The organism is Paenibacillus cineris (assembly GCF_018333335.1).
GTDB lineage: Bacteria > Bacillota > Bacilli > Paenibacillales > Paenibacillaceae > Paenibacillus_AQ > Paenibacillus_AQ favisporus.
Genome location: NZ_BORU01000002.1, coordinates 401011 through 413194, shown reverse-complemented (window position 1 = coordinate 413194; position 12184 = coordinate 401011). Strand labels below are relative to the sequence as shown.

At 54.2% G+C, this 12184-nt stretch carries 9 protein-coding genes and 1 pseudogene; 1 reads left to right on the top strand and 9 read right to left on the bottom strand.

Features of this window, described 5'->3' with window-relative positions:
• Positions 1-38: 38 nt before the first annotated feature.
• From KI379_RS22660 to KI379_RS22630, 7 genes and pseudogenes are all read right to left on the bottom strand, one after another.
• A complete protein-coding gene (locus tag KI379_RS22660) occupies positions 39-1844 on the bottom strand; it encodes a cache domain-containing sensor histidine kinase (protein ID WP_212984976.1) in 1806 nt (601 codons plus the stop codon).
• Between the two features lie 15 nt (positions 1845-1859).
• Entirely contained in the window at positions 1860-3569 is a 1710-nt protein-coding gene (locus tag KI379_RS22655; RefSeq protein ID WP_076172748.1) for a response regulator transcription factor, read from the bottom strand.
• 274 nt (positions 3570-3843) lie between these two features.
• On the bottom strand, positions 3844-5085 hold the full coding sequence (locus KI379_RS22650; protein ID WP_244879421.1) for a glycoside hydrolase family 125 protein: 1242 nt from the start codon (positions 5083-5085) through the stop codon (positions 3844-3846).
• A gap of 253 nt (positions 5086-5338) precedes the next feature.
• Positions 5339-6520, bottom strand: coding sequence for a GntR family transcriptional regulator (locus tag KI379_RS22645; protein WP_244879409.1), 1182 nt, complete (start codon positions 6518-6520; stop codon positions 5339-5341).
• Positions 6521-6738: 218 nt separating this feature from the next.
• Positions 6739-7463, bottom strand: a pseudogene (locus KI379_RS22640) (ABC transporter permease).
• A 2-nt stretch (positions 7464-7465) separates the two neighbouring features.
• Positions 7466-8185, bottom strand: coding sequence for an ABC transporter permease (locus tag KI379_RS22635; protein ID WP_212985152.1), 720 nt, complete (start codon positions 8183-8185; stop codon positions 7466-7468).
• Positions 8185-9105 (bottom strand): ABC transporter ATP-binding protein, encoded by a 921-nt coding sequence (locus tag KI379_RS22630; RefSeq protein WP_285855349.1) that lies wholly within the window; start codon positions 9103-9105, stop codon positions 8185-8187. Before KI379_RS22630 ends, KI379_RS22635 begins: the two co-directional genes overlap by 1 nt.
• A 148-nt stretch (positions 9106-9253) precedes the next feature.
• Here KI379_RS22630 and KI379_RS22625 point away from each other — a divergent pair, with 148 nt between their 5' ends.
• A complete protein-coding gene (locus tag KI379_RS22625) occupies positions 9254-9703 on the top strand; it encodes a GNAT family N-acetyltransferase (protein WP_179232077.1) in 450 nt (149 codons plus the stop codon).
• 110 nt (positions 9704-9813) lie between these two features.
• Here the strand turns inward: KI379_RS22625 and KI379_RS22620 are convergent, their stop codons facing one another.
• Positions 9814-11244, bottom strand: coding sequence for a HAMP domain-containing sensor histidine kinase (locus KI379_RS22620; protein WP_212984974.1), 1431 nt, complete (start codon positions 11242-11244; stop codon positions 9814-9816).
• On the bottom strand, positions 11241-11915 hold the full coding sequence (locus tag KI379_RS22615; RefSeq protein ID WP_076172743.1) for a response regulator transcription factor: 675 nt from the start codon (positions 11913-11915) through the stop codon (positions 11241-11243). The genes KI379_RS22620 and KI379_RS22615 overlap by 4 nt, the downstream gene beginning before the upstream one ends.
• Positions 11916-12184 lie beyond the last annotated feature (269 nt).

The window sequence follows — 12184 nt, the reverse complement described above, 5'->3', positions numbered from 1 at the left end:
TTGTAATCATCTACGCACGCTGTCATACGAAACTCGCTTCAACTGACTTGCTGGGCAGGGCTTCGCTTCGTCAGCGGGATCGTCATGGTTACTTTCGTTCCTTCCCCCAGGCTGCTTTCCATCTCGATCCCGTACTGGGCGCCATATGCGATTTTTATTTGTGAGTTAATATTTCTTAGCGCAAAGCTGCTTTCCTCCGCAGGCTGTTCTCCGCCCAGAATGTGCTGCAATTCAGCCAGCTTATCCGGCGCAATTCCGGCGCCGTCGTCACTAACGACGAATTTCAGGCAGCTGCCTTCCCGGGTAAAGGCGATATCCAGGCGGCCCTTGCCTGATTTTCGCTCCAGCCCGTGATAAATCGCATTCTCTACGATCGGCTGAAAAATAAACTTGAGCACTCTATAATCCATCAGCGATTCGTCCGCTTGCACATAGAGCGTAAACTTATCCTTATACCGGACTTTCTGGATCATGATATAGCTCTCGATCAAATGGACGACCTGGCTGACCGGCACTTCATCCCTTCCCTCGCTCAGACTGATCCGCAAATACTTCGACAGTCCGAAGATCATCGTGCTAATGTCGTCAACTTTATGTATGCGGGCAATCCAGTGGACGGAATCGAGCGTGTTGTACAGAAAATGAGCGTTAATTTGAGATCCCAGCATTTTCAGCTGAAGATCCCGTTCCAGCAGCTTCTGCACATACAGTTCGTTGATTAATTCTTTGATATGGGCCACCATCTGGTTAAAATGGGTAAACAAATAGCCGAATTCGTCCTCTCGTTTATCGACAATCCGGATGTTGAAATCGCCGTCCCTGGCTCGGCGCATCGCATGCGTCATCTTCTGAAGCGGCCGGTGGACGGCAGAAGCGATAATGATCGCGAGCAGGATACCGATGCAGGAAAAAACAATGCCCAGCGACAGCATATACCAGCGAATATCCATCGCTTCCTTCATCAAATCATCGCTGCGCAGCATGCCGACGAGCCTCCAATGGTTCGTCTCCAGTTGACTGTAGACGACCAGCATCTCTTGCCCGTCTATGGAGTAGCTTAGCGTTCCCTGACGCTCTTCCTTGAACGGAATGTCCAGTTTGCTGGACAATAGGATTCCACCCTTATCCCCTTTGATCTGGCCGGTATCGTCAATCATGACGTTGATTCCCGACCCGTCATAATCGATTTCCGCCAAAATTTCCCGGACCTCCGCCGGATCGACTTCGTACAGCACGACGCCGATAATCTCTCCGCGGCCTTTCATATTTTTCTGAGCGCGGCCAAAGGTAAAAACAGGCTCGGAGCTCGGACCTTTTATTAATGAAGGCATGATGCCAAAATAGACGAGCCTGCCGTCAGCCTGACGGATTTGTTGATACCAGGCCTCCGTGAAATATTCATAGGGGTAAGAATTGTAGACTGGAAAGGATTCTTTGGGTGAATAGCGGTAGGAGTAGCCCCTCTCGCTGAGCAGATAGATATTATTCATATCATTCCTGGAGTTTACCAGGTTCGATAGAAAGGCGGTATTTGCGTTATTCGTCTGAATCCTTTCCTTCTCGTCCATAAAATCTCCCATGAGCTGCTTCTGAATATCCTTATTGCCGACGACAAGAAGGGAACGGTCCTCGTATCCCTCCAGAAGGATATCGACCCGCTTGCTCATCTGCTGAACATTCTGAAGTGCCATGCCTCCGATTTTGTTCTCCATCATCTGAGCGGATTTATCATAGGATAGATATCCCATAACGGTAATAATGACGATCATGCTGGCTACGTAGAATCCGAACACCTTCATTCCGACCGAATTGAACTTGATTCTATCGATGAACTGCAGTCTCATGAGGTCCCTCTCTTCTTATGCCCCGTAATTACGGTATTGAGCGGGCGTCATGCCTTCCCATTCCTTAAAGGTTTTGACGAAATGCCGAAAATCCCGATATCCGACCCGGTCTGCGACTTCATATACCTTTAGAGGAGTCTGTTCAAGCAATTCTTTCGCCTTCGCGATTCGGATTCGAATGAGATAGCGGCTGAGCGTTTCGCCAACCTCTTCGTGAAACACTCTGCTGAAGTAAGAGGGATTCATGTAAATCTTTTCGGCCACGTTATGAAGGCTGATGCCAAGGTGGTAGTTATCATGGATATAACGCAGCGCCGTTTCTATCGTTCGCTTATGCGCAATTGAGGGTGCATGAGTATCCTTTATGAGGAAGGTGTCCATGATCATGGCCTTCCAATCGCCAATGGAACACCTGTAGAGCTGAAGCTTGTGTTGATGCGTAATGGTGGAAGCCTTGGAATGATCCTTTGCCTGGAGCAGCTCCTGCCACTTGGACAAAAGGATGCTGATGTGCATATTCATTTCATACCGCACGGCAATGGCCGGCGTCTGCTTGATGAGCTCTTGAAGCAGCCCGGTTTGTACATCGAGCAGTTCGGACAATCTGCCCGCATCCTTCAGCTTCATGGCATGCAGAATCCGATTCGACAATGCCGAGTCAAGGGAGTCCGCTTTGTGATCCGTGAGCAGAACGTCCGCCGCCAATTGCCCCATGCATGCAGCCATGCGGTAGTCCAGCTGCTCAGCCGGGCGGGGCTTGGATCCATGACCTGCTGAACTGCCGTCCATCGGGGCAGTGTGGACCTGCCCGGGTCCGTGAACCAAATAGTTCATGCTTATAGTAAGCGCTTCCCTAAAAGAGGATGCAAGCTGCGTCCGCTCTCTTAAGCCGCTGATCCCTATGCTGATTCGAACGCCTAACACTTGAAGCGCATCTTCAATTACGCCATCCATATAGCGGTACAAGTCCTCGACGCCGAAAGAGGTATCGGGCTCACTTAGCGAAGCAATTAGCGCAATGTCCGCAAAATCATTCCCTTGTAAAGGACAAGCCAAGCACCGGATGCCCTTTTGGGACAGGATTTCTTCCACCAAATTTCCGAGCGCGTACCTCATGAGCGAGCATCCGCTTTCGTCCATCTCCCGGTCTCCCCACTCGTGGACGACCATCGCCATAACGATCAGCCGTTTCGGATCGAGGTTGATATGAAGGGCTTCCCATGCGGATTGCATCTCTCGCTCTGTCAAAGATCGGGTTAAACACATCTCCAGGTGCTTCTGTCTGGCGAGCGGCAAGCTTTCCCGAATGCGGCCCGACAATTCCTGCAGGCGGGAGTTCAGCTCCTGCTTCTGTCTGATTTCGCTGATGCAGCGTTCAATAATTTCAAGCAAAATCGGTTCTTCAACCGGTTTGAGAATATAGTCAAACGCTCCTAGCTTGACCGCCTTCTGCGCGTACGCAAAGTCGCTGAAGCCGCTAATAAAAATAACCTTTGTATCGATTCCGCGCTTTTTGATTTCTTCCATTAAATCCATACCGTCCATCGTGGGCATCTTGATATCCGAAATGATAATTTCCGGAACATGGGCTTCGATTAATTCCAACGCCTTGCAACCATCCTCGGCGTCACCGATAAATTGGATTCCGTGTGAGCTCCAATCAATGGTCCTTTTCAAGCCTTCCCGAATCCAGTGCTCGTCATCGACTACCATGAGTTTTATCACTGTGTATGCCCTCCTTTTCGATCAGCCCAACACAAACCAGGCTGTGTTACACCAATATTACAGAAGCAGCAAAAGTAATATAATGTTTTTATCTTTGGATTAAGTGTAATATTTTTACTTCGCTCTGTCTCCTCACATATGCAACAAGCTCTTGGCCGCCGCCAAGGCGATGAAACAAAAATTCCCCCTACGGAAGTAGGAGGAAAGTAATATCGAGGTGCAGGAAAGCCTTCGTCCAACTCCGCACTTTATTAGATATCTGGGATTATCTCTCTTAGCGCATCACGCGGATGCCGCAGTAATCCATCAGCAGTTCGCAGAACATCATGTTTGCCCACGAGAACCAAGGTCTCGTATACTCCGCCGGATCGTCGGCCTTAAAGCTTTCGTGCATCAGCCCGGTTCCCGCGTCCGTTCGGCTCATCACCTGCAGCAGGCGCAGCTTCTCCTCACGGCTGTCCACGGTCAGCCCTTGCATCGCCAGGGCGATATGCCAAATGTAGCCCTGCGGTGTATGCGGGCTGCCGATCCCCTCGGCCGCAGTTCCTTCAAAATAGTAAGGATTGTTTCGGCTCAAAATAAACCGCCGTGTATTCTGGTATACCTCATCCGAAGCGTCCCGGTAACCGAGATACGGAATCGACAGCAGGCTCGGCACGTTGGCGTCGTCCATCAGATTGTGATGGCCCAAGCCATCAGTTTCATAGGCGTAAATCGGCCCGAACTCCGGATGCTGCACGATGCCGTGCTCCCGGATGCCCTGCTCGATCTCCTGCGCAAGCTTGGCGGCCCTGCCCTGCAGTTCTTCATCCTGCAGCACCTCTCCGGCGATTTCCTGCAAATAGCCGAGCACCACGACGGCGAACATATTGGAAGGAACCAGATAGCCGTATTCGCACGCATCGTCGCTCGGCCGGAATCCGGACCAGGTCATGCCCGTATAGGCAGTCACCGCGCCTTTGCCGTCCCGCACCAGCGTATCGCTCGGCACGCAGTCCTTCCGCTGGAACCGGTAAGGCGACCGCTCTTCATGGCGCTGCTCCACCGTCCACAAATCCAATATGGCCTCCGCAGCTTGACGGAAGCTGCCCTGGAATTGCGAGATTCTGCCCGTGTTCTTCCAGAGCAGGTAGCTGAGCTGAAGCGGATAGCAGAGCGAATCGATTTCGTATTTGCGTTCCCATATCCAGGGGGTCATCTCCGTCTCGTCCGCCTGGTGGCCGCGCCCGTTGGCTTCCTCGTTGAAGGCGTTTGCATAAGTGTCCAGCAAAATCGAATCCAGCTGCCGCCGCACCAAGCCTTCGATCATGTCGGCAGCTTCCGGATCCTCCTTCGCCAGCACCAGAAACGGCCGCACCTGCGCGGCCGAGTCGCGCAGCCACATGGCCGGAATATCGCCGGTGATGACGAAAGTCGTTCCGTCCTCCATCCGTTTCAGCGTCGTCCCCCAAGTATTCCGTATCGCATTTTGAAAAATGTCCAGCAAACGCGTCTCTCCGGCCAGCTGTTCGGACATTCTCCCGGCCAACCGTTCCAAAGTAACAGGCTCCGTACCCAGTGATTTCATGCGCTCTCCTCCTTGGTTATGGCATCATAAGCATCGAAAGTTAATGAATATATCAGCTATGCTACCGTATGAATACACAAAAATTATATTTGTTGGTAAGTTAACATGTCAATATACTTTTTATAACATTTTATCGTTAAATATTATATTATTTAAGAGAAAAACGGCATTCCCGCTGAGGCCTGCCGCTTTGGTTCCAGCTCTATTTGTGTTTCATGGCAAGCCCGCCGTTTCGGACAGGTCCCGCCGACAAGCCTTCGACGAGCTCGGCATCCAGCAGGATTTTACCGGGAACGCTCTCGCCGTTTCGCAATTTAAGCACGTTTTCAAAGGCGAGCCTCCCCATCTCATTCTGCTTTTGCCGCATATGGGTGAACAAGGAGCCGGCAGCGTCATCCGGACTGTCAAAGCATACGATCGACAGGTCTTCCGGCACGCGGATCCCCGACTCCAGCGCCGCCTCATAAGCAAGTCTGGCGATGTTGTATTCCATGGCGAACAGAGCGGTAATCTCTGGATGGGCCGCGAGATGGCGCTTGATATGTTCCTTCTCCTTCTTCTTGTTCTCCGGTACAAAGGCAGCCGGCAGCGTCGCCGTAATGTTCTCCATCCACAGGCTCCGGTCGGCGGCAATGCCGCTTTCCGCATGGGCTTGGATAAATCCTTCGATCCGCTCCTCGATGGCGGTCGTATCCCGGGGCGGGGTGGTCATAAGGCCGATATGGGTATGCCCAAGTCCGAACAGGTAATGGATCAGCTGCTTGGACGCCGATACGTTGTCTGTGCTGATGGAGCTGGCGGAAACGCCTTTCAGGTGCCGGTCCAGCAGCACGAATGGATACTCGCTGATGACCAGCTTCAAAATTTCGGCATTGAAGTATTCACCCTGCGCCGGGAAAATAATGAGCCCGTCCACCCCGATCTCCAGAAGGCCCTGAATCGCTTCCTGCTCTTTGGCGGTCTCTCCCAGCGACCTGCGGAGAATCAAATAGCTGTCATGCTCGCGGGATGCTTCCTCCATGCCAAAGACGAGGTCCGTTCCATAGCTGTCCCCAAAGTCGGTCATGACCAGTCCGATCAGCAGCTTGCCGCTCTCCCGGCGCCGCTTGGACGCTGCCCCCGCGCGGGACGGCGGTGTTCCTCCCCCGCTTTCATAATCCTCGGCCACAAAGGAGCCTCTCCCCGGCTGGCGGACAATGTATCCCTCCTGCGTAAGCATCTCCAGCGCCTTCTTGCTGGTGATCCGGCTGACGCTGTAGGCTTCGCCCAGCTCCTTTTCCGATGGGATCCGCTCCCCCGGCATATATTTTCCGGCTACGATCTGATCGCGCAGTTCTTCAAAGATTTGTTCGTACATCGGCTTCGACGACGATTCATGCGACACGTTGCAACCTCCTCTGTCTCTGGGTCCACAAGTTCAGCTCCGCTGAACCATTCTACAATCTCTAAATAATATATCATGTTATATTCGCTTTGTGAATAGCCGCCGGACTGGAACCCCCGTTGAACGGCATCTTCACCCTGCCCCAGCACAAAAAAAGAGCGCCCCCAGCGGGGACGCCCTTATGTTGCTTTACCCTTATTTTCAGCAATCCAAACCTTCTATACTTCCTTCATCCGGAAGTAGATCCACCCGATCAGGAAAAAGACTACAAAGCTGCCGACGACCGTAATCATCAGACTTTCAAACGGCAGGTTCAGCGCCCCGAATCCGCCTCCCTCCATCGTGCCTGCCGGCAGGGTTGCCAGAAACGGCTGCGCCCAGGGATAGTAAGGACCACCAGCATATTCGGAATGGTGAACATCACGTTCAGCGCCAGCGGAGCCGCGAAGCTGCTCCACATAAGCGAGGCGGCCAGCTGCAGCGCCGCGAGCGGCAGGCAGGCGACCCAGCCGCCCAGCAGGCTGCGGCCGATCTCCGTCCACGGAATCGGACCGGGCAGGCCCTTCACGGCGCCGACCAGCAGCAGTGCGCCGAGAAAGAGCACCTGCATGATCAGCAGCAGAGCGATAATGACCGTATACTTTGCCAGGAACACCCCGGACCGGGTCACCGGCAGGACCAGCAGCTGCTTCCACCCGCCCCCTTGATGCTCGTAGCGGCAGATGAATGCGGCGAAGATTCCCGACATGATCGGCATGAACAGCAGCGCATGCAGCATGCTCAAGGCGCCGAGCAGCACCAGCCATGGCTGCTGCCGGCTGTCGACGTCCGACAGCAGTCCGACCAGGACGGAGACGAGCGGACTGACCAGGATAAGCAGCACGATCAGAGAGCGGGACATCTTCAGCCGTTCGGCGGATAACACCCGAAAGTAACTCAGCATCTCTAGTCCACATCCTTTCCGCGGAATTGCCCCATGCCAGCCAAATAAATGATAAATGCCAAAATGATGCCTCCGCCTACCGGCAGGGCCGGGGACGCCTTTCCATAGAACGACAGCAGGGGCCAGGCCAGCGGGAACCATTCCGGGTAATTCCCCGCGAACAGCGAAGCGATGGAGGCGGTAATGCCGAGCGTGATCGGCAGCGCCTGATTTTTAAACGTCAGGGACAGCCACAGCTCCAGGGCAAACAGCGGCAGCGCCGCCAGGAAAGGCACAAAGCTGAGCTTCAGAATCGTCAAATACGGAATATGGTCCGGACTGAATTTGAGGGCCAGTCCCAGGACGACGGTTCCGCAGGACAAAATCAGGCAGGATGCCGCCAGGGCAATGATCCCCAGCAGATATTTGGCCGTAAACACCGCGCCCCGCGAAATCGGCAGTGCCAGCAGCTGCTTCCATGAGTTGCTTCCATGCTCGACGTTGGCAATTTGCGAAGCGATCAGCGTCGTGCCCAGGAACAGGGCGATCGGCACGAACGAGAAGATCTCCCCGATCAACCCGGCCCACGGATCATCTTGATAGCGCTGCAGCAGGTAGTCGTACCGGAGGCCGAAATTCAGCCCCTGCATCGCCAGCAGTCCGACCGAGCCCAGAATAACGAGGAGCCAGATCCCTTTGCGGCGCATTTTCAGAAAGTCGGCCGACAGCGCGCGCGCCACCATCATGAGAATCCCCCCTGCTCGATCACCTGCATGAAAATATCCTCCAGCGAGCGTCGCTTCTCTTCCACCCGGTAAATGGCATGGTTGTTGTCTACGAGGCGCTTGACGAGCAGCGCCACTTCCGGATCGCTCAGCTGGTCCAGCTTGATCGCCCCGTCTTCCATCCGGCCGGTATAGCCTTGGCCGATCAGGTGAACCAGCGCCTCCTGCGGCTCCGATACGACCAGGCGGAATCCGCCTGAGGCCTGCTGCTTCAGATTGTCGATCGTATCCTGGAACACCATTTCCCCTTCGCGGATAATACCGACGGTCCCGGCCATTTGTTCGACCTCGGAAAGAAGGTGGCTCGAGACGAGCACGGTAATCCCGTGCTGCTTCGGCATGCTGCGGATCAGTTCGCGAATTTCGTGGATCCCGGCCGGATCCAGCCCGTTGGTCGGCTCGTCCAGGATCAGCAGCTCCGGACTTCCGAGCAGAGCGGCGGCAATGCCCAGCCGCTGCTTCATCCCGAGCGAATACCCTTTGACGGGGCGCTTCGCGTCCTTCGTGAGGGACACGATGTCCAGCACTTCGTGGATGCGCGCCTTCGGCACATCGAGGATGCGGCGGATCGCCTCCAGATTTTGCACGGCGGTCAGATGGCCGTAGTTCGAAGGATATTCGACCAGCGACCCGACCTTGCGCAGGATATTCATTTTATCCTTCCTCAGATCCTTGCCGAAAATCTGGATCGAGCCCACGGTCGGGCGAATCAGGCCGAGCAGCATCCGGATCGTCGTCGTCTTCCCGGCCCCGTTCGGTCCGAGAAAGCCGTAAATTTCCCCCTTGGCGATTTCCAAATCCAAATTGCGTACGGCATAGCGGCCGCGGTATTTTTTGTTCAAATTTCTCGTCTGTATCACGAGTTCACTCACGATCATCACCTCGATACCCATCTTACCGGGCCAAGGTTAAAAGACAGGCTGCTCCAAGTTTAAATTTCGTTTAAAACTCCATTGCCAAAATCCGCGCCAGCCTCTACCATAAATGAGAGAAACCTGTCATCTCTTGACGATTGGAGGCGTAACATTGACGGATTGCACGGTTAGGCAGATTGAAGCAGCGGATTACCGCGATATTTACGTATTGAATCAGGATTTCAACCCGGATCTGCGGTTGTTTACCGAGGACCGGGTGAAGAAGAGGATTGAAGCCATCACGGCTCAGACGAAGGATGTCATTTTTGTGTGCGAGCAAAATGAAGAAGTCGTCGGATACATTCACGGCAGTCCTTATGAGCTGCTCTTTTCCGACTCGCTGATCAACGTTCTGGGGTTTGTCGTAAAAAAATCACACCGGAATCAAGGGGTCGGCAGTATGCTGATCAGCCATCTGGAACAGTGGGGGAGAAGACACGGGTTTTCCGGAGTCAAGCTGCTGTCGCATCCGAGCCGCGTCCAGGCCCACCGATTCTACGAACGACGTGGATACGTGTTCACCAAGGATCAGAAAAACTTCATCAAATCCTTTAACAGCTGAAATATTCATCACGTGAAAGTATACAGAAAACCGCTCTGATTAAACTACACCCCCTTGTTAGGCTTCGGCTAACAAGGGGGTGTAAGTTTTCTATGGTCAAAACCAAGGCTTCACTTGATCATCAGTCCCGGTTTCTCCGAGCCCGCAGGGTACAGCAGGACCCTTGTCCCCTGCGAACTGCTCTCGATCAGCATGGACAGCCCCATCTCGCGCGTCAGGAAGCCGATGATCGCGAGGCCAATCCCGGCGCCTTTGCCGCCGGAAGACGACTGCATGCCTTGGCCATGATCGGAAATGACGATGGCCGTCCTGCCCCCGGCCGTCTCAGTTGCGATGCCGATATACAAACCGGAATGGGCATGCCTCAGCACGTTCTGAAACAGGTTATCCAGAATCCGCCGGAACCACTGGATATCGACAAGCCACCACAGGGGCTCTTCCTGCAGCGAGACATCCACCTCGAAGCCTTCTTTTTCCCACAAGGGATACCAGGCGGCCGCGCTTTCCCTCACGATCCGGAGCACATCCGCCTGCACCGGCTGAAGGGTGTATCTTCCGCTCGTCAGAAGATTATACGACAGCAGGTTATCGATCAGCCCGCCCAGATCGCCGAGCTTGGATTCGGTCAGCTTCAGCAGCTCCTGTCCCCGATCGGACAGGGGCTCCTTTTGCAGCGTATGGACATGGCCCCGGATGACGGTCAGCGGCGTACGCAGGTCATGCGACAGGTTGGCGATCAGCCGCTTGCGCAGCTCCTCCTCTTCCCGTTCGCGCTTTAAACTTCGGCCCAGCTTGGCCACCATCCCGTTAAACGCGTTCTCCAGCTGTCCGATTTCATCCTCCCTTTTGACCTGGATCGGCTCCGGCAGTCCGTTCTGACCCTGCACCGTCATGGCATGCTGCAGGCTCAGCAGCCGTCTTCTCATGTTCACGAAGAACATCCATGAGACGGCGACAAAGGCCAAAAACATCAGCAGAATAAGTACATATACGAAATAAAATGTCCGGTCTGACACCGAGTCGCTGCGGGTACTCTGCACTTCCTTCGGCACCTCGATGACCATAAATCCCTTGCCCAGAGACTCTGCATCCCCGATAAAAGCAACCACCGTAAACTTCCCGTAGGATTCCCGGTACTTCTTCATATAGGCCATCGCATCCGACGCGCTCCACCGCTTCGGAAGGTCCAGCTTGCTGCCCCCCGGCTCCCTGAGGTTCCCCTGCCCGTCAACCCAGAACACGGCCGCCTTGTCGTACTTCTGGCTAAGCTTTTTTAGCCTGGCATCGATCTGCTCCGGGGTTTTGTCCTTCAGCTGCTTAGCTTCCTGATGCCACGTTCTCTCAAGGCGCAAGCCGGTGTATGGATTTTCCCGCTCCGGCTCCGAGGGAAACAGCGGATCGATGATATTCAAGTTGACGAGCTGATATCCGATCAGCGCCGCAGGAAACACCACCGGAATAAAAAGCAGCGCGATGACCATAATTAAAAGGTATCTCGACAGCAGCGAACCGCGGAACTTTCCGCTTCTGCCCGTCTTCATGCCTTGATGCGGTAGCCGACACCGCGGATCGTTTCAATGATTTCGGGCGCGGCCGGGTCACGTTCCAGCTTCTCGCGGAGATAGCGGATGTGCACCATCAGCGTCTTGTCTCCGTCGAAATAAGGCTCGCCCCACACGCCCTCATAGATCTGCTCTTTGGTCAGGATCTGGCCCAAATGCCGGAGCATAAACTTGAAAATTTGATACTGCTTGCCGGTCAGGATGATCTCTTCCCCGGTCTCGCGGTTCACAATCCGGTTCTCCCGCTCGTGTACCGACAAGTGCTTCAGTTCCAGCACATCGGACGCGACCGATCCCGACCGGCGGAGCAGCACTTCGATGCGGGCCGCCAGCTCGTCGGGGTGAAAAGGCTTCGTGAGGTAATCGTCGGCAAACTGCAGCCCTTCCAGCTTGTCGTCGATGGACGTCCGCGCGGACAGCATCAGAATCGGCAGCTCCGGGTACGCCTTCTTCAGCCTTTGTCCCACCGTAAATCCGTCCAGGCCCGGCAGCATGACATCGAGAATAACCAGCTTGCTGTTGGCCGCAAGCTCCGCAGCCCTTTCGCCGCTGCGCTGCCATTCCACCTGATATCCGCGTTCGGTCAGGTCCCGGCAGACCCATTCGCCGATCTCGGCGTCGTCTTCGATATATAACAGTGATACGTTCAATGATATCGTTCCTTTCTGTCTGTTTCAGGCCTAAGCTCCCAAGGTAATTTCATTGTGATTATACCCTATTTCGCTGGAAGAGGAGGAGCGTTCACTGATCGGCCGCACAATTTTACAGGTTGAAGCCCAGAAGGAATCATGCTATATTTTAGCTACCTGAGCACGGACGTTTCCTTAACCGATGTTCTCAGTATTTCAATTTAAAGGCTATGTTACCCTAAATGAAGGTACAACCTCGGGCTGAAGTAATGGACCCTGGTTGTGCCTTT